Raw genomic sequence first — 23,842 nt, forward strand, 5'->3', positions numbered from 1 at the left:
CCCGCTGCTGCGCGGGAAGGCCTCAGTGCGCGGCGAGGACCTGCATCAGCTGCGTCGCCGTGTCACGCGAGAGCACCCAGCTGCCCTGGTCGACGAGCTGCAGCGGAACGGTCACCGGGGCAGGCATCTTCGGCCCGGTGATCGTCACGTTGGACAGTGCCCGGCCCTCGCCGGTCGGCACCACGTTGAGCACATCGAAGTTGTAGGGCAGTTCCCCGTCGCGGTAAGCCTTGCGCAGCTCATGGTCGAGCCCGTGGCCCTCCTGCGCCGTGATGCCGTTCTCGACCAGGTCGCCCTTCTCCTTGTAGCCGATCCCGGCGTCGCTGAGCCTGGTGAGCATGCCCGAGACCTCACCGGTGGTGGGCAACGGCGCACCGGCCGCCGGCTGGGGCTCCGGCACCGGAGGGGGAGGGTCCAGCGGAATCGGCACGCCGGCAACGACGTCGGGAGGTGCGGCCGGCTCGGCCGACGCCAGGCCGGCGGATGCCATCCCGATCACGGCCAGCGCCGCGGCGCCGCTCAGCAGAAGTCTTCCGGTCACAGTTCACCCCTCCGACGACGGTTACCGCGCAAAGGCTACCCCTGTTCGGCCGCCATGGCATCACGAAGACTCTTGGGACGCAGGTCGATCCAATGCTGTTCGACGTACTCCAGACATGCCGCGCGAGCGGCACCCTGTTCACCTCCGTAGACCACTCGCCACCCGGCCGGAACATCGGCGAAGGTCGGCCAGAGGCTGTACTGGTCCTCGTCGTTGACCAGCACGTAGAAGGCGCCGTTGTCGTCGTCAAAGGGGTTGGTGCTCATCGGCTCTCCTCGATATCGGTCCGTCGGACAGAGACCAGGTCGCTGCCCGCGGTGGTGGTAGTCGATCGGGTGCCCAGGATCCGGTCGGACAGCAGGCCCAGACAGCTCAGGTTGGGAAACCCCGGCCCCTGGGTCAGTCCGGCCAGGTTGGGCAGGAACAGCTTCGGGGTGACACCGGCGACGGCCAGGTCGTGACCGATCGCCTCGGCCAGCCGGTCGCCGGACAGCGGGCCGCCCAGGCCCAGCTCCAGCAGATCCAGGGTGTCCTGACCGAACAGCGACACGAACCACAGCGGGTCGGCGCCGGAACCGTCGATGACCAGGTCGAAGCCGTGCACGGTCTCGAGGTTCTCACCACCGCGGTTCGTGCTCAGCGTCAACCGGATTCGGCCGTCACGAGCCACCGCGTGCGCAACCCGGCCCCGTAGATGCCGGATCCGGTCGTCGGCGAGCAGCGCGTCCTGCACGCGCGCCGAGAACACCCCGCGGTCGGTGCGGGCCAGCGCATCCCGCCGCTCGGACAGGGTCAGCGCGGTCCAGTCGGTCGGGTCGGAGAACAGCGCGTTCTCGAAGAAGCCTTCCCCGCGGGTGAACAGCGTCACCTGCGGGGAGATCACCGTGATCGTCGAAACCCGATGCCGGAACAGCTCGTTGAGCATCGACGCGGCGGTCTCACCGCCGCCGATCACGGCGACGCGCTCGGCGCTGATCCGGTCGGCGGCGGCCCGGTGCCAGAACTGGGCGATCGAGAGCACCAGCGGGTTGCCGGGCAGGATCGACTTCTCGGCCTGGCCGGGGCCGGTGATCATCACCGCCTCGGCGGTCACTGTGGTCTCCCGGGAGGCCTCCCTCGTGCGCAACGACCAGCCCGCGCCGTTGACCGACAGCCGGTCCACCTCGCCGGGGATCACGCGCAGCCGCACCGCATCGGCGACCCAGCGCAGGTACTGGCTCCACCGCAGATGGGTGGGGGCCGGCCGGCCCCGGTCCACCCACTCGGCGAACTGGCCGGTGGCGATCAGGTAGGACTGCCAGCTGTAGCGCGTCATCCGCTCGTCGATCTCGGCGTTGCGGCCGGCCACCACCGCCGAGCGGTACGGGAAGCCGACGTCCTTCTCCGGGCTGGTGCCCAGCCGGTGCGCGCCGTCAGTCCAGCCGCCGGTCGCCCGCCAGTTGGCGGCCACCTCGGTGCGTTCGACGGCGACCACATCGGGTGCCTCGACACCCATCTCGCGCAGCACCGCCGCCTTGGCGGCCACCGCCACCGCCTTGGCGCCCGCGCCCACCACCGCCAGAGTGCTCATCGCAGCTCCTCCACCAGATCGCCCAGGCTTTGGGCGAATAGTTCCTGCAGTTCGGTGATCTGCCCGGCGCCGAGGATGTCGGGCAGCGTGCGCCACTGGGTCATCAGCGCCGGGCCCGACCCGAGGTCGGCCACCGCGGCGAAGATGCTCAGCTCGTGGCGCACCGCCTGGTCGGGTTCGGGCACCGACGGCAGGCCGGCGATCAGATCGGGTGCCACGGCCGGCCCGCCCCCGGCCCGGTCGACGCGCCCGAGGTAGTTCAGCAGCACCTGCGGTCCGGCACCGGCGGCCAGCTGGACGGCAGTGTCGGGGCGCAGGTAGGCCAACAGGCCGTAATCGATGCCGCTGCCGGGGATCTGCGCCAGGGCCCGCGCGACGCCCGCCGGGTCGGGATGGTGCACCCGCAGCGGGTAGATCGCGGTCAGCAGTCCGGCGATGTCGGCGGTGTCGACGCCGGGGACGGCGTCTTCGGCGCGTCCGTGGGTCTCCAGCGCCAGCAGCGGCGCCGCACCGTCCTGCCCGCGCCGGGTCCGCCAGGCGGTGACCATGCGCGCCGTCGCCGCCACCAACAGGTCATGCATCGGCAGCTGCGACGCCAGCAGGGCGGCGGTGATCGTCGGATCGGCGACGGCCATCGAGACCGTCAGGTCGCCGGCGCGGTCGCAGTCGGGACGCACTCGCCGAGCGCCCAGCTCCGGGTCCTCGCCGGTCAGTTGGGCAGCCCAGTACCCCGCGGTGTCCAGCGCGTGTGCGCGCTCGGTGAGGGCGGTGGCCCAGCGCCGGTAGCCGCTGCGTTCCGGCAGCGGGTCGGCTCCGGCCAGCGCGGCGTGCAGCTCGCCCAGGATCACCTGCCACGAGACCGGGTCCAGCGCCAGCACGTGCCCGCACAGCAGCAGCACCCCGGTGCCGGCGGACGGGCGAAGCCATAGCGCCCGCAGCAGGACTCCGGCCTGCGGGTCCAGGCCGGCCAGGAGCCGGGTGCCGTGCTCGGTGACCGTCTGCAGATCGTCGGCGTCGACGGCGATCTCGGTCAGGATGTCGACGGGTTCGATCGGGTGCAGCATCAGCGTGGCCGGATCGAGGCGGGTGTGCAGCACCGGGTGCACGGCGACGATCGCGGCCAGCGCAGACCGCAGTCGCTGCGGATCCGTGCCGGCCGGAAGGCGAATCGCTTCCACCTGTCCGAGCCGGCGGGGGCTGCCGTACTGGTAGAGCCAGCGGCCGGCCGGGAGCAGCGGGATCGGCCCGTCGTCGGCGGCTGATTCGACGGCCCGCTCGGCCTCGGCGGCTTCGTTGTCCAGGGCGGCGGCCAGATCCCGAATCGTGTTGCAGGTCAGAGCGGTCCGCGGACGCATGGGCAGCCCGCGCCGGCGTGCTGCGCGGACCATCGACAGCGCGACGATGCTGTCCAGGCCCAGCTCACGGAGATCGGTCTCGACACCGGGGGTCACGCCTGCCAGGCCTGCTTGGCCCCCGAAGACCTCGGCCAGGATCTCCACCAGCGCCCGCTCGGTGTCGGTGGCCGGTTCCGCGCCGCTGCCGATGATGGGGCCGGCCAGGGCGACCAGCGCCTCGGCGTCGAGTTTTCCGTTGGGGGTCAACGGCATCGACTCCACCACGGTGATGCGCGCCGGCACCAGGTATGCCGGCAGCCGGGCGCCGATCTCGGCTCGGACCCGGGTGGCGTCCACGCCGGGGCCGGTGACGAACCCGGCCAGTTGGGTTCCGGTCGGTCCCTGCACGGGCAGCACCGCGGTGGCGGTCACGCCGGTCGCCGCGGCCAGCGCGGTCTCGACCTCGGCGATCTCGACCCGGTAGCCACGGACCTTGACCTGGTCGTCCGCGCGTCCCAGATACATCAGCCGGCCGTCTGCGCGGCGCCGGACCAGGTCCCCGGTGCGATACATCCGGCCGCCGACCGAAAACGGGTCGGCGACGTAGCGGCCGGCGGTCGCGCCGGCCCGGCCCAGATATCCGCGGGTGACCTGCGCACCGGCCAGGTACAGCTCGCCGGCCACCCCGTCGGGTACGCCGCGCAGCCCGGAGTCCAGCACGTGAGCGGTCATGCCCCGCACCGCCTCTCCGATCACCGGAACGTCCGTGTCGGCGACGTCGGCGACCACGGCCTCCACAGTGGCCTCGGTGGGCCCGTAGCAGTTGTGCACGGCGACCGACGACGCCGCCGATACCGACCGCAGCTTCAACCAGGTGTGCGCTGCGATGGCCTCGCCGCCCAGTGCCAGCACGCTGAGGCGGTGGGCGGCCTGCGCACCGAGCAGGCCGGCGTCGAACAGTTGGGTGAACATCGACGGTGAGGTGTCGATCATGTCCAGTCGGTACCGGCGGATGCCGTCGATGATCGCCTCGGCGTCGCGCATCTCCTCGGCCGAGAACAGGTGCACGCTCTGCCCGCCCAGCAGGCCGACCAGCGGCTGCCAGCTCGCGTCGAAGCTCAACGACCAGGCGTGCGCGATGCGCAGTCTGCGGCCCAGCCGGGCCACGGCGGGTGCGTACATCCGCTGCTCGTGGTCGGCGAAATAGGACGCGAGCGCTCGGTGGGTGCCGACGACGCCCTTGGGTTCCCCGGTGGAGCCGGAGGTGAAGATGACGTAGGCGGCGGAGTCGGGGTGAATCGCCGTCGGCGTCGGGCCCCGCCCGACATCGCCGGAACGCAGTTCGGCCAGCAGCTCGGCGGTGAGCGTCAGCTTCGGATCGGCTTGACGCAGAATGGATTCGATTCGCGTCTTGGGCAAAGTGACATCGATCGGGACGTAGGCCGCGCCGGTCTGCAACACCGCCAGTATCGCGATGACCGAATCCAGCGAGCGCGGCAGCGCGATCGCGACCCGGTCTTCCTGGCCGATTCCCCGACCGGCCAGGGCTCCTGCCAGCCGGGCCGTTTCGGAGTACAGCTCGGCGTAGGTCAGGGTACGGTCCTCGCCGGTGAGCGCCGGGCTGTCGGGGTTCGCGGCGACAGCGGCGGCGAACAGGGCCGGAACCGAGGCGGCGGGTACGTTCACCGATGCCACCGGCTGGCCCCGGCGGGCCCGCTCGGCGGGCAGCAGCACGTCCAGGTCAGCGATGCGGGGCCGCGCCGGGTCGACCAGCTGGCGTAGCACCTGCAGCAGCCGCCGGCCCAGGTCCGGGACCGACAGTTCCCCCAGCGCGTCGGGAACGGCCTCCAGCAGCACGGTGAGCCGGCCGTCGCGGGGCGGGGAGCTGACCAGCGTCAGCGGGTAGTGGGTGAGGCTTTCCACCGTGACCGGGATGAAGCGCACTCCGTCGGGCGTGGTCACGCCGGCTGCCGCCGAACCGATCGGTGCGTTCTCGAACACCAGCAGGGTGTCGAACACTGCGTTGGCGCTGGCCCGCTGCACCGTGGACAGGCTCACGTAGCCCAGGTCGCGCATGGCCGCGGTATCACGTTGCAGTGCTTGGCAGGTCGCGACCACCTCGGCCCGCGGCGGTGTCGATGCGACCACCGGGACGGTGTTGATGAACAGCCCGACCATGGATTCGACGCCGGTGAGCTGCTGGGGCCGCCCGGAGACCACCGCACCGAACGACACCTCGTCGCGGTCGGTGAGCCGGCCGAGCAGCACCGCCCAGGCGAACTGCAGCACCGTGTTCAGGGTCAGGCCGTGCCGCCGGGCCCACTCGCTCAGCCGGGCGGTGTCGTCGGGGCCCAGGGCCACCTCGTGGGTCTGCGGTATGGCGCTGCCCAATTCGGCCCGCTCGCCGTCGGCCAGGATGGTCGGGGCGGTCAGCGGGGCCAGATAGTCGCGCCAGGCGGCGACGGCTTCATCGGTGTCCTGGGCGCCCAGCCAGCCGATGTAGTCACGGTAGGGGCGCGGTGCGGGCAGCGGGTCGACGCCGCCGGCCCGGTAGATCGCCACCAGTTCGTCGAAGAACACCGCCATCGACCAGCCGTCGAGCAGCAGGTGGTGCACGGTGAGGATCAGCCGGTGCCGGTCGGCGGCGGAGCGGACCAGCACAAAGCGCAGCAGGGGCCCGCGGGCCAGATCGAAGTTGGTGGTGCGTTCGGTGTTCGCGATCTCCTCGAATTCACCTGGGACGGCATCGATCTCGCGCCACCGAAGGTCGGCCTGCGCGGGGATGATCTGCACCGGGTGCGGCAGGTCGACATCCCAGAACGACGCCCGCAGATTGGCGTGCCGGGCCAGCATCGCCTCGGCGCTGCGGCGCAGCAGCCCGGCGTCGACGGCGCCGACGACGTCGATGACGAATTGCACGGTGTAGACGTCCACCCCGTCGTCGGCTGCCAACCCATCAGTGGCGAGCTTGGCCAGCGAGAACAGCCCCTGCTGCAGCGGGGACAGTGCCAGCACGTCCTCGATCGATGACGCTGGGTTGCGCTGTGTTGAGGCCTCGGTCACGGTGAATCGCCCCATGCCGCGGTGAGGTCGGCCAGTGCCTCGCCGCTGAGACCCGAGACGCTCATCGGTGCGAACGCCGTGTCGGCGGTGTCGGGGCCGCTGCCGGCTGCGGCACGGGTGTCGGCGGCCGCGGCGAGGTCGGCGAACGTCGGGTTCTCGAAGATCATCCGCGGGTCGATGTCCAGCCCGGCGGCCCGCGCCCGGGCGGCCAGTTGCACCGAAAGGATGCTGTCGCCGCCGAGTTCGAAGAATCCGTCGCTGCGCCCGATCCGTTCGACGCCGAGCAACTCGGTGCAGATGCCCACCAGGGCCTCTTCGGTGGCGGTGACCGGTGGGTCGGCTTCCCCGCGGGTGGCCACCGCCGGCTGTGGCAGCGCCGGCCGGTTCAGCTTCCCGGAGTCGGTCAGCGGCATCGTCTCCAGCACCGTCAGCGACGACGGGACCATGTAGCCGGGCAGCGTGGCGGCCACCGCGGCACGCACCGACGCGATGAACTCCGCCGCGTCGGCGACCGCGGCCGCCGGCACCACGTAGCCGGCCAATGTGGTGCCGCCGCGCTGTTCCCAGGTGCGGGCGGCCGCCGCCGCCACTCCGGGTGCGCCCCGCAGCGCCGACTCCACCTCGGCCAGCTCCACCCGGAAGCCGCGCACCTTGACCTGATGGTCGGTGCGGCCGACGAACTCCAGTACGCCATCGCCATTCCAGCGGGCGCGGTCTCCGCTGCGGTAGAGCCGATCACCGGGACTGAACGGGTTGGCGACGAATCGGGTCGCGGTCAGCGCGGGACGCTTCCAGTAGCCGAGGACGACCTGCGGGCCGGCGTAGTAGACCTCGCCGACCACTCCGGGCGGCACCGGCTGCAGCGCGTCGTCGAGCAGGTAGGCCTGCGAGCCGGGCGTGGGCCGGCCCAGCTTCGGGGTGGGCGGTTCCAGTTCGCCGCGCACCACCGCGCCGGAGGTCTCGGTGGCGCCGAAGTTGTTGAGCAGCTGGGTCTTCGGGTCCAGCACCCGGTTCAGCCGGGCCAGCAGGTCCGCCGAGACCGGCTCGCCGCTGCACACCAGGCGACGCAGGCGCCCTACCGCATCCGGTGCGGAGTCGACCAGTACCGAGATCAGGCTGGCGACCGCGGTCACCTGAGCCACCTGCTCGTCGGCGATCAGCCGGGCCAGCGCCTCGGGGTCGCGGAACTCGTTGTCGTCGGCCAGGATCATCGTCGCCCCGGCGGCCAGCCCGGCCAGCAGCTCCATGCCGCCCTCCAGGAACGTCATCGAGGACTGCGCCAGCCGGATGTCCTCTCCGCTTACCGGGTAGTGGGCGAGTTGCCAGTTCAGCCGGGCGCTCATCGACCGGTGGGTGCCCACCACGCCCTTGGGCACGCCGGTGGAGCCGGAGGTGAACACCAGATACATCGGGTCATCCGGGTGCGGCACCGGAAGTTCGGCGCCCGCGGCGTCTTTCGACAGCTCCGCCTGCACATCGGCGTCGTCGAGGCACAGCAGCGTCACGCCGTCGGGGGCCGGCATGGCGCCGCGCGTCGCCGCGCTGACGACGATCACCTTCGGTGCGACGTCTTCGACCATGAACTCCAGGCGCTGACGCGGATAGCCGGGGTCCAGCGGGAAGTAGCCGCCGCCGGCCTTCATGATGCCGACCAGCGCCACCGCCAGATCCAGGTCGCGCCGCACCGACAGGCCCACCAGTGTTCCGGGCTGCACGCCGGCCTCGATCAGCAGTTCGGCGAGCCGGTCGGAGCGGTGGTGCAGCTGCGGGTAGGTCAACTCGGCGCCGGCGCAGCGCACCGCGACGCCGCCGAAGCTGCGGCTCGGGGCCAGCACCTCGGCGATCGTGCGCGGATCATCCTCGGCAATGTCGGCGCCGCGGCTCCACCGTTCGAGGATCCGCCGGCGCTGCTCGTCGTCGACCAGGGTGATGTCGCGCAGGGTGCGCTGAGGCGCACCGGCCATCGCCTCCAGCACCCGGCCCAGCCAGTCGGCCAGCCGCTGCACGGTGGCGCGCTCGTAGAGGTCGGTGCGGTAGATCAGGTGGCCGTCATAGCCGGGGCCGTCGGCGTTGCCGGCGGTGGCGAACAGGTTCACCGACAAGTCGGCGTGCGCGACGTCGAACGTCGGCATCACGGTGCGGAATACCAGGTCGCCTGCGGCATCGTTACCGTTGCTGTCGATGACGTGGGTGACCTCCGCAGCGTCGCGGACATGGACCACCACCTGGAACAGCGGGTTGCGCGACAGTGTCCGGACCGGGTTGAGCGCCTCCACCAGCCGGTCGAACGGCAGATCGGCGTGCGCGTAGGCGCCCAGTGCGGCCTCCCGCGCCCGTAGCACCACCTCACGCAGGGTCGGATTGCCCGACAACCGGTTTCGCAGCACCACGATGTTTACGAAGAATCCGACCAGGTTGTCCAGTGCGTTGTCGTTGCGGCCGGCGACCGGTACCCCGAGCGGGATGTCGTCGCCGCTGCCGGCGAGGTGCAGCAGCACCGCCACCGCGGCCTGGACCACCATGAATTCGGTGGCCCCGGTCTCGCGCGCCAGCGCCGCCAGACCGGCCCGCACCTGCGGGGAGACGGTGAACGCGACGGAGTCACCGGAGCCGTTCGCGGCGGCCGGGCGCGGGAAGTCGGGTCGGGGTCCGGTGTCGTCGGCCAGGCCGGCCAGTTGCTCCATCCAGTAGCGGCGCTGCGCGTCGATCAGACCGGACTCGTCGCGCAGCAATTCGCCCTGCCAGTGCGCGAAGTCTGCATACTGCAAAGCCGTTGGCGCCCACGACGGTTCGGCGCCGGCCGCCCGGCACCGGTAGGCGATCAGCAGGTCGGTGAAGAGCACCTCCACCGACCAGTGGTCGGCGGCGATGTGGTGCACCACCAGCGACAGCACCCGCTCATCGCCCGGTAGGTGCAGCAGCGCCACCCGGATCGGCCAATCGTGCTCCAGGTCGAAGCCGGTGCCGCGCTGGTCGTCGAGCCGCGCCCGGGTCCACTGCGCCACCTCTTCGGGATCGGTTGCCGGGCAGTTCAGCTCGGTCACCTGCATGGCAGTGGGAGGATTGATGATCTGGTGCGGCAGTCCGTCGATCTCACAGAAGGTGGTGCGCAGGCTGTCGTGGCGGGCGACCACATCGTTGATCGCCAGGGTCAGGGCCGCGGTGTCGCAGGGCCCGGTGAGCCGGGCCGAAAGCGGGATGTTGTCGCCGGTGGCGTCGGGGTCCAGCCGGTAGGCGAACCAGGTGCGCAGCTGTGACGCCGACACCGGAAGCGGACCGGATCGTGGCACCGCGACCAGCGGCGGGCGACCCGGCCCGTTCTCACCGGCCAGGGCTCGCTCGATCGCGGCGGCCAGCCGGGCCACCGTGCTCGCCTCGAAGATGTCACGGATCCCGATCTCCGCTCCGCACCGCGCGCGGATCGCCGCCACCAGCTTGGTGGCCAGCAGCGAGTGACCACCGAGGTCGAAGAACGAGTCGTCGGCGCCGATCCGCTCGCGGCCGAGCAGCTGCGAGAACAGCTGCGCCACCGCGTGTTCGGTGTCGGTCTCCGGTTCCCGGTATGCTGCGGTCTCGATCGGCTGGGGGTCGGGCAGGGCAGCACGGTCGATCTTGCCGTGGGTGGTGATCGGGATGTCGTCGACCACCACGTAGGCCGCCGGGGCCATGTATTCCGGCAGCGCGGCGGCCACCCGGGCCCGGATCCGCGGGATCTCAACGGTGTCTTCCGGGGAGCCCTGGCCGGCCGGTGTCAGGTAGGCGACCAGGCTGCGGCCGAGCGCGGGAAGGTCGGAGACGACGACCACGCACTGCCCGACACTGGGATCCACCGAGATGGCCGCGGCCACCTCGCCGAGTTCGATGCGGAAGCCGCGGATTTTGACCTGATCGTCGGCGCGGCCGATGAATTCCAGGTCGCCGGCGGCGTTGCGGCGGGCCAGGTCGCCGGTGCGGTACATCCGCTGCCCGACGGCCCACGGGTCGGCGATGAAGCGTTCCGCGGTCAGGCCGGGCCGGTCGAAATAGCCGCGGGCCAGATGCGTTCCGCCGATGTAGATCTCACCGATCACACCGACCGGCACCGGCTGCAGGGCGTCGTCGAGCAACCGGATGGTGGTGTTGATGTTCGGGCTGCCGATCGGCACGATCCGGTTGCCCTGGGTGCCTTCCACCTTGTAGCGACTGGAGTTGACCACCGTCTCGGTGGGACCGTAGAAGTTGTGCAACAGCGCGTCGAAGGTGGCGTGGAATTTGTCGGCCAGCTCACCGGGCAACGGTTCGCCGCCGATCGGGATGCGCCGCAGGGTGCGCCACTGGTTGGCCCCGGGCAGCGACAGGAACAGGCCGAGCAGCGACGGCACGAAGTGCATGGCGGTCACGCCCTCGCGCTGCAGCAAGTCGGTCAGGTAACCGATGTCACGCAGCCCGTCCGGGCGGGGAATCACCAGCCGGGCACCGTTTCCCAGGGTGCCGAACAGTTCACCGATCGAGACGTCGAAGCTCGGAGAGGCGACCTGCAACAGCACGTCGGTGTCGTCGATGCCGTACTCCTCGCCGAACCACATCAGGTATTCGGCGATCGGGGCGTGGGCCACCTCCACCCCCTTGGGCAGCCCGGTCGAACCCGAGGTGTAGATCAGGTAGGCGAGATTCTCCGGTCGCAGCGGGCGTACCCGGTCGGCGTCGGTCGGGTCGGTGTCGGGTCGGCCGGCCAACTCCTCGGCCGTGAGGGGTTCGCGTATGACCTGGGCGGCGCGGGCGTCGCCGAGGATGAACTCGATGCGGTCCGGCGGGTATTCGGGGTCGACGGGCACGTAGGCGGCGCCGGCCTTGGCGATACCCAGCGCGGTGACCACCAGGTCGACCGAGCGGCCCATCAGCACCGCGACCTTGTCCTCGGTGCCGATGCCGGCCGCGATCAGGTGGTGGGCGATCCGGTTGGCCCGGGCGTTGATCTCGGCGTAGCTGTAGCGACCGTGGTCGTCGACGACGGCGATGGAGTCGGGGGTGCGCGCCGCCCGGTCGGCGACCAGCGTGCCCAGCGTGGTCGGGGCGCCGGCGAAGTCCGGTCCGTGGGAGACCGCGTCCAGCCAGGAACGGTCCTGTTCGCCGAGCATGTCCAGTTCGCTCACGGTGGTATCCGGCGCTGCGACGGCGGCGGCCAGCAGCTGCACCAGGTGCCGCAGCAGTTGGTCGACCAGTGCTTCGTCCAGCACGTCGTGCAGGTATTCGGCTTCGATCAACGCACCGTCGTCGTCGGCCTCGACCATGATCCCCAACGGCAACTGGGCGATCTTGCCGCGGTAATCGGCCCGGGCGCAAGCGATCCCGTCGGGGCAAAAGCCCCCGGAGTGCACGCCACCGGCCCGGAAACCGACGCTGAGCCGGGTGAGTCGTTCCACTCCCCCGTTCCGCCGGTCCGGGTTGAGTTCGCGGACCACCCGGTCGAGGTTGATGCCCTGGTGAGCGAACGCCCCCAGCGCGGTGTCGCGCGTTCGCGCCAACACGTCGCTGAACCGGTCAGCGGCGTCGACCTTCGCGCGCAGCACCACGGTGTTGCCGAAGTAGCCGATCGCGTCCTCGGTGCCGGCGGTGCGGTTGAGAACCGGTGAGGCGATGAGGAAGTCGTCGGTGGCGGTGTAGCGGTGGATCAGCGCGGACAGCGCCGCGGCGATCACCATGTAGGCCGTGGCGCCGTTGTTGCGCGCCAACGCGGTGACGCCGTCCATCAACTCGGCAGGCACCGCCCGGGTGCACAATCCGGCGCGCAATGTCAGCGGGACCGCCGAGCCGCGCGGGCCGGGTAGCTCCAGCGGGTCCGGCGGATCGGCCAGCAGAGTGCGCCAGTAGTTCAGGTCGGTGTCGTCATCGGTGCCGGCCGGCCGGGCGACAGCGCTGACGGGCGGACGGGCGGCGAACACCTCGGACCCGGCCCCGACCTCGGAGGCCTCATAGGCTTCGGTCAGGTCGGCGAAGAAGACGGCCCACGAGGCGTCGTCCCAGGCGATGTGGTGGGCCACCAGCAGCAGGATGTGTTCGTCGGGCCGCACCCGGATCAGGGTGAGTCGCAGCGGTGCATCCGATTCCAGCCGGAACGGGGTGGCGAACTCGCGCTGGGCCAGCACCTCCAGCCGCAGCGCCCGTGCCTGCTCGGCGAGGTCGGTCAGGTCATGTTCGGCCAACCCGGGTACGACATCCCCGATCACCGGCCGGGGTTCGCCGGCGTCGTCGACGGCATAGGTGGTGCGTAGCACCGGATGTCGGGTGGCCACCGCGGTCAGGGCGGCCCGCAGCCGGGCGGGCTCCAAGGGGCCGGTCAGCCGGTAGGAGACCGAGATGTTGGCGACGGTGCCGTCGGGGTCGAGGGCCTGCACGAACCACATCCGGCGCTGCCCATCGCTCATCGTCACCGGAGCGGGCTCGGCCGGTTCGGTGGCCGGCGCGGTTGCGGACAGCCCGCGTTCGGCGAGCCGGCGGCGCAGCAACTCCAGCCGCAGCTCGGTCGCGTCGGTCGACTGGTCGACGGTGTCAGTCATGGGTGAAAACAGTCCTTTCCGTCGCCGCGGCCGGCGCTGTGTCGTCACGCAGCGTCGCCGTCAGCTGGGCGCCGGTCATTCCGGCCAGCAGTGGTCCGATCGCCACCCGCCGACCGGTCGCACGGCCCAGTCGCTTGCGTAGGTCCAGGGCGAGCAGTGAGTCCAGGCCCAGGTCGACCAGTGCCCGGTGCATGTCGATGTCGTCGGGGTGATCCAGGCCGAGCACGGTCGCGAGTTCGGCGGCCACCACGTCGCCGGCCTGGCGGTCGGCGCCGGGTTGCACCGGTGACCCGCTCAGCGATTCGGCGAACGGGGACACCACCCCCTGGCTGTCGAAGAACACGGCCAGCCGGTCGAAGTCGGCGGCCAGGATCGCCGGGTCGTTCGGCGCGGCCAGCAGTCCGGCGGTGATCGCGGCCTCGGGGGGCATCGGTGTCAGGCCGGTCCTGGCGATCCGGTTCTTCTCCTCGCCGCTGACCACGGCCACGCTCTGCCACAGCCCCCAGCGAATCGAGTTCGCGTTCAGGCCCGATGTCCGCAGCTGCGTCACCAGGGTGTCGGCCATCCGGTTGGCCGCCGCGTAGAGGCCGTGGCCCGACCCGCCCCACAGCGCCAGCACCGACGAGCAGACCAGCACTCGTGCATCGGCATGCCGCGGCCAGCGACGTACCAGGTTGTCCAGCCCGATCACTTTGGCGCCGAGGGCATCCCGAACGGCACCGCCGCTGATCTGCTCGGTGGCGATCGCTTCCGCCGACGCGGTGTGCACCATGAGCCCGGCCGGCGCCGGGTGGTGCTCGTCGACCAGTGCCGCCAGCGCTGCATCGTCGGTGATGTCGCACCGGATCGCGCTGATCTGCGCTCCGGTGCGGGCACGTAGCGCATCCAACCGGGCCGCAGTGGCGCCGGCGGCCCCGCTGCGGCTGAGCAGGATGATGTCCCGGGCGCCGCGTTCGGCGCAGAACGCCGCGAAGGCCATCCCGATGGCCCCGGTGCCGCCACTGATCACGATGGTCTCGGGAATCGCTGGCACACCCGGCGCGGCGGGAGATTCGACCAATCGGCGCACCGAAAGCCGCCCGGCGCGCACTGCGACCTCGGTGTCGGTCAGGGCCAGCGCGGCGATCGCGGCCCGGAGGTCAGCGGTGGTGGGCCGGGCCGGCAGGTCCAGGTGTGCGAACGTCTGGTCGGGATAGCCGAATCCGGTGCTGCGGTGCAGCGCCGCCAGTGCGGCGGCCCCGGGCCGCGGCGGCGGATCACCGTCGAGCCGTTCGGCCCCGCGGGTGATCAGCCACACCCGTCGGCAGGTGGGCCCGGGTGCCGGCGACGTCTGTCCGGCCGCATGACCGGCGAACGTGCTTGCCGCCACGGAGATCTCGACATCGTCGGCGGGCGGGGCGATGAGCACCAGCAGCTCGGCGTCCGCCGGCTCGACCGCACCGGCGTCCAAACCCGCCACCAGCCGCGCGGCCAGCTCTGATGACTCTCCGGTGTAGTCGATGACGGCGACTCCGCCGGGCCGGTCGGTGGGTTCGTCGATCGGCGCCCACTGTTCGGTCATGACGACCGGCTCCCCGGCGGGCCGCGGAGAACGCTCGGCACCGGCCCACAGCCTGGTGGTGTGCATCGGGGCGTGCGGGAAATGACGCAGCGGTGCGCCTGCATCGGGTGCGGCGAAGTCCCGCCAGCGATAGCCGGGATCGGCGATCGCCGCGGCTGCGATGTTGGCCGCCAGCGCCTCGTCGGCCGGGTGATCGCGGTCGGTGCTGGCCAGTAGCTGCGCCGCATCGGCGATGTCGCCCAGCGGCACCAGCAGGGTGGGGTGCGCCGACATCTCGATGAACGTGGTGACGCCGCGCGCCACCGCGGCAGCGGTGGCCAGATCGAAGCGAACCTGCTGACGGAGATTGTCGAACCAGTACTGCCGGAACGTCCTGCCCGGCGGGACCGGACCGCCGTACACCGAGCCAATGAATTCGACTGGCGCGCTGTGGAATTGCGCATCGGGAAGCAGCGCGAACATGCGGTCGCGCAGTGGCTCGAGCACGCTGGTGTGTGCCGGGTAGCGCACCGCCAGCTCCCGGGCGAACACCCCGCGGCGGTCGGCCCGCTCCAGGATCCGCTGCACCGCAGCCCATTCGCCGGAGACGACCACCGATTCGGGGCCGTTGACCACCGACAGCTCCACCCAGCCCGGGGTTCCGGCGATGAATTCGGCGGCGGCCTCGGGGCCCAGGGCGATCATCGCCATGCCGAATCGCCCCGGGGTGTCATCGGTCAGTTCCGCCCGGGCGATCACCACCGCCACCGCGGCGTCGAGATCCACCACACCGGCGGTGTAGGCCGCGGCGAGTTCGCCCAGGCTGTGGCCGACGGTGATGTCGGGCAGGACGCCGAAATGTCGCCAGGTGGCGGCCAGCGCCGCGGCGTGGGTGAACTGCGCGGCCTGCACCACCACCGGGTCCGGGTCGTCGGTGCCGCACAGGTAGGCCGACGGCGAGGCGTGCCCGGCGCGGCGGAAGGCCTCTTCGCAGCGATCCGCCTCGGCACGGTAGGCCGCGATGCCGAGTAGGTCGGCACCCATGCCGGGCCACTGGTTGCCCTGTCCGGGGAACACGAAGGCGGTGCGGGCGGCCTCCTGGTGATGCGATCGGGCCACCAGCGGATGGTCGACGTCGTGGTAGACCGCGTCGAGGCCGCTGATCAGTTCGCCCGTGTCGCGGGCCCGGATCACCGCGCGGTACCTGCGGATCGGGCGGGTGGCCCGCAGCGTCTGCGCCACCGCCGCGACGCCGGGCCGCTGGGTGTGCAGGTAGCGAGCCAGTGCGCCGGCCTCGGCCTGCACCAGGTCGCGGGCGTGCGCCGAGATCAGGACCGGGATGCGGCCGTCGGGCAGGACGGTCGGGTGGGTGCTCAGCACGACGGCGCCATTTCCGCGTCGTCGACGGCGACGATGACGTGCGCGTTGGTGCCGCTCATGCCGAACGCCGAGACCGAGCCGATCCGGTGGCCGTCGCGCGCCGGCCAGGCGGTGATGGTTTCGGCCAGGGTGATGCCGCCGCCGTCCCCGCCGTCCCAGTCGATGCCGTCGTGCCATCCGTCGCGCACGTGCAGGGTGGGCGGGATCATCTGGTGTTCGGCGGCCAGCAGCACCTTGGCCAGGCCGAGCGCCCCGGCCGCGGCCTGGGTGTGCCCGATGTTGGACTTGACCGAGCCGAGCCGTGGGCCGGCGCCCGGCTCGGTGTCGGCGCCGTAGACGTTGATCAGCGACCGCAATTCGACGGGGTCACCGACCCGGGTGCCTGTTCCGTGGCCCTCGATCATGCCGACCTGGCCGGGGTGTACGTCCGCGTCGGCCAGGGCGTGCCGGAACAGTCGCTGCTGGGCCTGCCCACTGGGGGTGAGCAGGCCGGTGGTGTGACCGTCCTGGTTGAGCCGGCTGGACAACACTTCGCCGTAGATGTGCCGACGGTCGCGCACGGCCGCTGACTTGCGTTGCAGCACAAAGATTCCGGCGCCTTCGGCCCATACCGTTCCGGTGGCGGCGGCGCTGTAGGGCCGGCAGTGGCCGTCGTCGGACAGGGCGTGCTGCTTGGAGAACTCGACGAAGAATCCGGGTGAGCCCATCACGCACACGCCGCCGGCGAGCGCCATGTCGGCGTCGCCGGTCCGGATCGCCTGTATCGCCAGGTGCAGCGCCGAGAGCGCCGACGAACAGGAGGTGTCGACGGTCAGGGCCGGGCCGGCCAGCCCGAGGGTGTAGGCGACCCGGCCGGAGATCACCGACAGTGCGGTTCCGGGCAGCAGGTGACCGCTGTGTGCGGAGAACTGCGCCATATCCGGGCCGTATCCGGTGACCGACGCGCCGAGATAGACCCCGACGTCATGGCCGGTCAGCTCGTCGGGGTTGATGCCGGCGTCCTCACACGCGCGCCAGGCCACCCGCAGGGCGACCCGCTGCTGGGGGTCCATCGCGATGGCTTCGCGTGGCGCGATCCCGAAGAATCCGGGGTCGAATTCGGCGGCGCCGGAAAGGAATCCACCGACGTTGCAGATGGGTTTGAAGCCGTCGCGGTGCGATCCGTCGATGAGTTCACGCACCGCCCAGTCCCGGTCCTCGGGAATGGCGCTCAGTGCCTCACGTCCGTCGGCCAGTAGCGACCAGTACTGCTCGGCGGTGTCTATTCCACCCGGCGCCTCGACGCCCAGGCCGACGATGACGACCGGATCCTCGCACCGGTCAGGCATCGGCGATGATCCGGTTCGCCAGGGTGTCAATGTGCTCGTAGTGGTAGAAATGCCCGCCGTCGTACAGCGACACCGTGCAGGCGCCGGTGGTGTGCTCGGCCCAGCGTTCCAGCAGGTCGGTGCCGACCCGGCCGTCGGAGCGGCCGCCCAGCACGTTGATGTCGGCGCGGATGGTTGCCTCGGGTGGGCACTGGTAGCGGTTGAACGCCTGATAGTCCGAGCGCACCGGGGCGAGCAGCAGGGCCAGGAATTCCTCGTCCGCCAGAATGCGCGGGTCGGTGCCGCCCAGTTCCTCTAGCTCGGCACGCAGGTCGGCGTCACCGGTGGGCACCTTGCGCAGCCCAGCAATCACGCCCGGCGCAGGCGCGGCCGAGGCCCACAGTCGCTGGATCTCGATACCGCGCTCTTCGGCGAGGCGGGCGAATTCGAACGCGACGATCGAGCCCATGCTGTGCCCGAACAGCCGCAGCGGGCCCAGGTCGCGCCAGGGCGCTGCGTCGAACAGGCCGCGGGCCAGTTCCGGCAGGGTCTCGGCGGGCGGTTCGCGGAACCGGTCGGCGCGCTGCGGATACTGCATGACGTAGGTGTCGGCGCCGGCGGCCAGTGCCAGCGCCAGCGGGCGGTAGTTGACCGCTGCTCCCCCGGCGTGCGGGAACACCAGGGTCGCCGGACCGGGCCCGGAAAAGCGGCCCATCCAGGCCGGAAACCGCGCGACGGCCGAGGTGTCGTCGACGGCCATCCGACCCCCTCCGGTGTTAGTAAAGGCTGCCCTAATTTTCCTGGGTTAGGTTACCCCCCTCGCGGGACGGCCGGAAATCCGGGCGGTCGTTCGCCAGTTGGCGGCCTGGAACCGCGCCGAACGTGCACTGAGCGCGATTCCTTGGCCCATTCCTCGCACTGATTGCACGTTCGGCGAAGGCAAGGCTGCACCCTGCGTCACACTCCCCTGATGGACGTCCGCACCACGATCGACACCTACCTGCGGGCCTGGATGCGGCAGGACCCCGAACTCATCGTCACGATCTTCACCGAGGACGCGACCTATCACGAGCGGGTCCTCGAAGAGCCGATTCGCACCCGGGCCGGAATCCGCGACTACTGGCAGACCAAGGTGGTTGAGGGACAAGCCAATATCGACGCCCGGTTGCTCAACCTCTATACCGCCACCGACGGCACCACGGTGATCGCCGAGTGGGAGGCGACTTTCGACGACCGGGTGCAGGGCCGGCGCAAGCGGATGCGCGAAGTAGCCATCCTGGAGTTCGACGGCGAGCAGATCGCCAGTCTGCGCGAATACTGGGCTTCGGACGTGGTCGGCTGAAGCCGGCTCAGAGCCGGCTCGCCACGAAGGCCGCGGCCTGACCGGGCATCGGCGACTGCGCGTAGGACAGGTGCGGTGCGGAGAACATCTCCTCGTGCGTAGGCAGTGCCAGGGCGCCCGGGGTGCAGATCGGGTCGCCGTCGGCGCACAGATCAATGGCTTTGGCGCCGTACCAGGGGCTGATCTCGCTGATCGGTCCGCCCAGGTACCTGTCGGTCGGATTCCCGAAGACAGCGACCGCAGCCACGTGTGCAGCCTGGTCCTCCGACAACGTGGCCGCGTTGAAGCCCGCCACCGAGGCCCGCGCGATGGTGATCAGGTCGGTGACCATCGCGCCTTGGGAGTAGCCGCCGAGCACCAGCTTGGTGTCGGGGCAGTTCGCAACCATGGATTGGACGTGTGCGTTCGCATCGCCGGCCCCGGCCGACGCCGAGGGCGGCCAGTCTTCGGTGGCTGGGTAGTTGACCGCATATACCCCGACCGACTTCCCGCCGGCCTGCGAGCGCAAAGCATCGACGAACTGCTGTCCGACGGCGCCCACACCGGGCGGCTCGGCGGTGCCGCGGGCGAAGGTCACCTCGACGTCGGGACAGGGACTGGCGAACGCGGAGGGGACGACGACCGGGGCGCTGGGCAGCATCGCCAAGGCCGTCAGGACAGGAACACCGAGTACTACGACCGATCGGCGCGCTTTCATTCATCGATGTTGGCACACCGCGACCGCGATCCACCACCCCTGATCGCGACATCTAGCTGGGCTTTTCAGACACTTTCCGCCGGGCGAGGTGCTGCCCACCCGACGCCACGGCCGGCCTGTGGTGGCCAGCAGACGGGCGACCAGCCCGGCCGTCGCCGCCCGGCGGTCGATCTTGCCGGCGGCAACGCCTCCCGTACTGGGTAATCTGTCGTCTGCGGCGGGGTGCCGCGTTTGCTCGGAGGGGATTGCCCGTGCGCTCTTGCAGTGTCGCCATGCTCGTCACAGTTGCCGCCGTCTTCGGTTCTTCCGGCGTGGCAGTCGCGGCGCCGAGGGATTACTGCGCGGACCTCAAGGGAGGCAATACCGGCAGTACCTGTGAGATCCAGCTCTTAGACCCCGCGTACAGCGTCGATATCAGCTTTCCAACGGACCACCCCGACCAGAAGTCGGTCGCCGAGTACATCTCGCAGACGCGCGACGAGTTCCTCAACGCGGCCAAGTCCGGCGCCCCCCGCACCACACGCCCTGAGTTGAGCATCAAGCCCACGAAATACACCTCGTCGATTCCCCCACGCGGCACGCAATCCGTGGTGTTCACGGTGTACCAAAACGACGGCGGCGCGCATCCCCGGACAACGTTCAAGGCGTTCAACTGGGACCAGACCTATCGCAAGGCCATCACCTATGCGGCCGCACCGGACGACAAGGAACGTACGCCGTTATGGCAGGTGGACGATCCGCTGAAGACCGTTGCGCCCATCGTCCAGGCCGAACTGCAGCAGCAGCTGGCGCCGCCGCCGGTCGCCCCTTCCACGTCCGCGCAAACGGCTGCGGCCACGCCGACGGCCACGCCACCAACGCCGTTGCCGATCGCGCCAACCGCGCTGTACGACCCTGCCAACTATCAGAATTTCGCGGTGGTCAACGACGGGGTGATCTTCTTCTTCGACCAGGGCGTGTTGTTGCCCGACTCAGCCGGGGCGCTCCAGGTACTGGTTCCCCGGTCGGCGATCGACCCGATGATTGCGTGACGTTTCCCAACTCTGGCTTCGCTGCGCGGCAGCTTCACCACGAGCTGAAGTCTGCGTTTACGCCCGCCGGGCGATCGCGTCCAACCCCTCGGCTATCTCCGCCGAATCCAGCTGGGCGACTTCCAGATACACCTCGGCTACCGCATCCAACCGACCGGGATCAGACTCGCGGGCGTTAAGCCGGTCGGCCAATGCCACCACGGTGCGGGCGGCGAAGATATCGGCGACCACGGTGCCGGGCGCGTCCAGCCAGGTGCGGATGCGTGCCACCGCGGTAGTGGCCAGCACCGAATCTCCGCCGAGGGCGAAGAAGTCGTCATCAGCGCCGACCCGGGCGGTACCGAGTACCTCGGCGACGATCGCGGCCAGTGCCCGCTGCAGCGGGGTGGCCGGCTCGCGGTAGCCGTCGCCGGCGGCGAACACCGCGGCCAACTCAGCCGTCACCGCCCGCCGGTCGATCTTGCCGGAGACGGTGTAGGAGATCGCCGGAACCAGCACCAGCTGCCGCGGAATCATGTGCTCGGGCAGCGCCTCGGCCAGCCCGGCGCGCAGGCCGGCAACACTGACCCCGGGATCGTCGGCCCGCACCGCGGCCGCCAGCACCTCGCGACCGGCGCCGTCGGCCAGCCCCACCACCACCGCCTCGGCTACCCCGGGCAGCCGGCGCAGCGCGGCTTCGACCTCACCGAGCTCGATGCGGTACCCGCTGATCTTGACCCGGTGATCGGCGCGGCCGACGAATTCCAGGATGCCGCCCGGCCGGTAGCGGGCCAGATCACCGGTGCGATACCAGGTCCGACCGTCATGCTCGACGAATCTCTCAACGGTCAGGTCGGGCCGTCCCCGGTACCCCGACGCGATGCCGCGCCCGGCGACCCACAGCTCGCCGGCCACCCAGTCCGGGCGGTCGGTCCCGTCAGCGCCGACGACGCGGCAGGCGATGTTGGGCAGCGGGGTGCCGTAGGGCACCGAAGCCCAGTCGGCCGGCGGTTCGCCGTCGACCTCGCAGACGGTGGCGTGGATGGCGGTTTCGGTGGCCCCGCCCAGGCCGGCGAACCGGACGCCGGGCGCGGCCGTCTGGAATCTCCGCGCCAGCTCGGGACGCACCCAGTCACCGCCGGTCAACACCGCACGCACCGAAGGTAATTCACCGCCGAGTGCCACCAGCATCTCCAGCGCGCCGGGCATCAGGTTGAGCACGCTGACCCGGTGCTGCCGCACCAGCCGTGCCCACACCTCGGGGCTGCGGCGGTCGGTCTCGTCGACCATCACGATCGCTCCCCCGGCGCGCAGCATGGCGAAGACGTCGAGCACCGACATGTCCGCATCCAGGGTCAGCAGCGCAAGACTGCGATCATCGGGGCCGAAGCCGAAACGTGCGCTGAGGGTTTCGACGGTGTTCATCGCCGCATCGTGGGTGAGCTCGACACCCTTGGGTTCGCCGGTGGACCCGGAGGTGAACACCACATAGGCCAACGCCGAGGGATCGGTGGCCACCGGGTCCGCGGCCCCGGGCTGCGTGACGGCCGCTCGGACGCTCAGCGCCGGAATGGGCAGCGCCGGAACCGATTCCCCGGTCACCAGCGCCACCGATGCGCCACCCAGATCCAGGATGCGGTCCAGCCGCTCGCGGGGCTGGTCGGCGGCGATCGGCAGGTACACCGCGCCGGCGGCCAGGATGCCCAGCAGTGCCGGGATCTGCTCGACACCCTTGGGCCCCAGCAGCGCCACGGTGTCACCGGACCGCACACCGCGGTCACGCAACGCAGCGGCCACCGCCAGCGCCTGGTCGCGTAGCTCCCCATAGCTCAGTTCGCCACCGTCGTGGAGCACTGCGACCGCGCCGGGATCCCGGGTGGCACGCCGAAAGAACCCGTCCTGCAAGGTTTCCCCGCTCGGCTCGGCGGTGCCGGCATTGACCGCAGCGCGCACCTGCGCTTGCGCGGCGGGCAGTGCGGCCGGGGCCGGCTCTGCCCAGCCCGCACCGCCGGCCAGCCGGGTCAGGTCAGCGATGTGGTGGGCGAACATCGCGTCGATGACGCCGGGGGCGAACAGCTCTTCGCGCACATCCCAGTTCACCAGCACGCCGCCGTCGAACTCGGTGACCTGGGCGTCCAGCAGCACCTGCGGGCCTTGCGAGATGATCCACACCGGGGTGCCGAAAACCTGGGTGACCTCCGGGGCGAACAGCTCGCCGAGCCCGAGCGCACTGGTGAACACCACCGGCGCCAGCACCTGGGTGCCGCGGTGCCGGCCCAGATCGCGCAGCACCGCCAGACCCGGGTAGTCGGCGTGCGCGGCCGCGGTGCGCATGGCGTCCTGCACGGCGTGGGCGCGGGCGGTGCCCGACAACGCCCCACTCAGATCCACATCCAGCAGCAACGACGAGGTGAAGTCTCCGACCAGCCGATCGACGTCGTCGTGCAGCGGCTCCCGGCCGAACAGCGGCACATTCAGCAGGAAGCGCGGCCCGCCCGACCAGCAGGCAAGGGTGTGGCAGAAGGAGGCGGCCAGTGTCATCGCCGGGGTGACACCGTGGGCGCGGGCCTGCCCGAACAGCGCGTCGCGGGTGTCCGGGTCCAGCCAGTGCCAGCGCCGGGTGCTGCGGCGCGGGTCGGCCGGCAGGCCGGCCGGTTGCGGCAGCTTGGGCGGGTCGGGCAGGTCGGGGATGCGCTGAGTCCACCACTGCCGGTGGCTCTCGTCGGGGACTCGTCCGGCGATGACGTGGCGGTACTGCCGATAGGTGTAGCCCAGCTCCGCCAGCGCCGTCCCCTGATAGGCGGTGGCCAGGTCGGCCATCAGGGTGCGGTAGCTCATGGCGTCCGCGGCCTGCATGTCCAGGTCGACGTGCAGGCGTGCGGTGCCGTCCGGCAGCAGTGACACGGTGAGCTCGAAGACCGCCCCGTCGAGTTGTTGGTGCGATTTCGTCTCGCGGGTCGCGGCCAGCCGCTGCTGCACCTCGGCGGGTTTCAGCCCGCGCAGATCGGCCACCGCGACCGGCAGGCCGGCATCGGGCCGGATCTGCTGGGTGCCGTCGGGCAGAAACTCGACCCGCAGCATCGGGTGTCGGGCCGCCAGCGCGTCGGCGGCGGCGGCCAACCGCGCCGGGTCGAGCCCGGGGCCCCCCGGACTGGATTGGAATTCCACGTACAGGTGTCCGGCCACCCCGCCGAGAGTCACGTCGTCGTCGCGGCCCACCCACATCGCGTGCTGCATGGGCGCCAGCGGGAACGGCGCGGATTCGTCATCGGAGTCCGGAGCCGCGCTCGGCAGCGCCGCCGACGACCCGCCCGAGACCAGTGCCGTCCAGGCGGCGACGGTGGGTTCGGCGGCCAGCGCGGCGAAGTCGACGTCCAGGCCCCGGCGCCGCCATTGGCCGGCCAGGCTCATCATCCGGATCGAGTCCAGGCCCTGGGCGACCAGGTCAGCGTCGGGATCGACCGCAGCGGCGTGGGTGCCGAGCAACTCCGCGACCTGTGCGCGAACCTCGTCGGGCCCCAT

The 23,842-nt window shown here is 71.0% G+C and carries 12 protein-coding genes; 2 read left to right on the forward strand and 10 right to left on the reverse strand.

The window, feature by feature from the left end; all coding sequences use genetic code 11:
• Positions 1-22 precede the first annotated feature (22 nt).
• From G6N23_RS12955 to G6N23_RS12990, 8 genes are read right to left on the reverse strand one after another with little or no spacing between them, the layout of a single operon-like run.
• Entirely contained in the window at positions 23-541 is a 519-nt protein-coding gene (locus tag G6N23_RS12955) for an MTB12 family secreted protein (RefSeq protein WP_085259676.1), read from the reverse strand.
• A gap of 35 nt (positions 542-576) precedes the next feature.
• A complete protein-coding gene (locus G6N23_RS12960; RefSeq protein ID WP_085259675.1) occupies positions 577-807 on the reverse strand; it encodes an MbtH family protein in 231 nt (76 codons plus the stop codon).
• Entirely contained in the window at positions 804-2,111 is a 1,308-nt protein-coding gene (gene mbtG, locus G6N23_RS12965) for an NADPH-dependent L-lysine N(6)-monooxygenase MbtG (protein WP_085259674.1), read from the reverse strand. The genes G6N23_RS12960 and mbtG overlap by 4 nt, the downstream gene beginning before the upstream one ends.
• Complete coding sequence (locus tag G6N23_RS12970; protein ID WP_234808501.1) at positions 2,108-6,508, reverse strand: non-ribosomal peptide synthetase; 4,401 nt, start codon at positions 6,506-6,508, stop codon at positions 2,108-2,110. The genes mbtG and G6N23_RS12970 overlap by 4 nt, the downstream gene beginning before the upstream one ends.
• Positions 6,505-13,044 carry a non-ribosomal peptide synthetase gene (locus tag G6N23_RS12975; RefSeq protein WP_085259672.1) on the reverse strand — a complete coding sequence of 2,180 codons (6,540 nt, stop codon included), beginning with the start codon at positions 13,042-13,044 and terminating at the stop codon, positions 6,505-6,507. The genes G6N23_RS12970 and G6N23_RS12975 overlap by 4 nt, the downstream gene beginning before the upstream one ends.
• Complete coding sequence (locus G6N23_RS12980; RefSeq protein WP_085259671.1) at positions 13,037-15,964, reverse strand: SDR family NAD(P)-dependent oxidoreductase; 2,928 nt, start codon at positions 15,962-15,964, stop codon at positions 13,037-13,039. The genes G6N23_RS12975 and G6N23_RS12980 overlap by 8 nt, the downstream gene beginning before the upstream one ends.
• On the reverse strand, positions 15,958-17,292 hold the full coding sequence (locus G6N23_RS12985; RefSeq protein ID WP_085259670.1) for a beta-ketoacyl [acyl carrier protein] synthase domain-containing protein: 1,335 nt from the start codon (positions 17,290-17,292) through the stop codon (positions 15,958-15,960). The genes G6N23_RS12980 and G6N23_RS12985 overlap by 7 nt, the downstream gene beginning before the upstream one ends.
• Positions 17,285-18,031 (reverse strand): thioesterase II family protein, encoded by a 747-nt coding sequence (locus tag G6N23_RS12990; protein ID WP_085259669.1) that lies wholly within the window; start codon positions 18,029-18,031, stop codon positions 17,285-17,287. The genes G6N23_RS12985 and G6N23_RS12990 overlap by 8 nt, the downstream gene beginning before the upstream one ends.
• A gap of 210 nt (positions 18,032-18,241) precedes the next feature.
• On the opposite strand from G6N23_RS12990, the gene G6N23_RS12995 reads away from it, so the two are divergent.
• Positions 18,242-18,613, forward strand: a complete 372-nt coding sequence (locus G6N23_RS12995) for a nuclear transport factor 2 family protein (RefSeq protein WP_085259668.1) — start codon at positions 18,242-18,244, stop codon at positions 18,611-18,613.
• Between the two features lie 7 nt (positions 18,614-18,620).
• Here G6N23_RS12995 and G6N23_RS13000 read toward each other — a convergent pair whose 3' ends face one another.
• Positions 18,621-19,310 carry a cutinase family protein gene (locus G6N23_RS13000; RefSeq protein ID WP_085259667.1) on the reverse strand — a complete coding sequence of 230 codons (690 nt, stop codon included), beginning with the start codon at positions 19,308-19,310 and terminating at the stop codon, positions 18,621-18,623.
• A 251-nt stretch (positions 19,311-19,561) separates the two neighbouring features.
• Here G6N23_RS13000 and G6N23_RS13005 point away from each other — a divergent pair, with 251 nt between their 5' ends.
• Complete coding sequence (locus tag G6N23_RS13005; RefSeq protein ID WP_095173801.1) at positions 19,562-20,341, forward strand: RsiV family protein; 780 nt, start codon at positions 19,562-19,564, stop codon at positions 20,339-20,341.
• Positions 20,342-20,398: 57 nt separating this feature from the next.
• On the opposite strand, the gene G6N23_RS13010 is transcribed toward G6N23_RS13005, so the two are convergent.
• Positions 20,399-23,842, reverse strand: coding sequence for a non-ribosomal peptide synthetase (locus G6N23_RS13010; protein WP_085259665.1), 3,444 nt, complete (start codon positions 23,840-23,842; stop codon positions 20,399-20,401).

Origin of the sequence: Mycolicibacter terrae, from assembly GCF_010727125.1 — a bacterium.
GTDB lineage: Bacteria > Actinomycetota > Actinomycetes > Mycobacteriales > Mycobacteriaceae > Mycobacterium > Mycobacterium terrae.

Coding starts and splice junctions, on each gene's coding strand:
- G6N23_RS13000 (WP_085259667.1), bottom strand. CDS start 19,310: ATGAAAGCGCGCCGATCGGTCGTAGTACTCGGTGTTCCTGTCCTGACG.
- G6N23_RS12975 (WP_085259672.1), bottom strand. CDS start 13,044: ATGACTGACACCGTCGACCAGTCGACCGACGCGACCGAGCTGCGGCTG.
- G6N23_RS12960 (WP_085259675.1), bottom strand. CDS start 807: ATGAGCACCAACCCCTTTGACGACGACAACGGCGCCTTCTACGTGCTG.
- G6N23_RS12990 (WP_085259669.1), bottom strand. CDS start 18,031: ATGGCCGTCGACGACACCTCGGCCGTCGCGCGGTTTCCGGCCTGGATG.
- G6N23_RS12995 (WP_085259668.1), top strand. CDS start 18,242: ATGGACGTCCGCACCACGATCGACACCTACCTGCGGGCCTGGATGCGG.
- G6N23_RS12985 (WP_085259670.1), bottom strand. CDS start 17,292: ATGCCTGACCGGTGCGAGGATCCGGTCGTCATCGTCGGCCTGGGCGTC.
- G6N23_RS13010 (WP_085259665.1), bottom strand. CDS start 23,842: ATGGGGCCCGACGAGGTTCGCGCACAGGTCGCGGAGTTGCTCGGCACC.
- mbtG (WP_085259674.1), bottom strand. CDS start 2,111: ATGAGCACTCTGGCGGTGGTGGGCGCGGGCGCCAAGGCGGTGGCGGTG.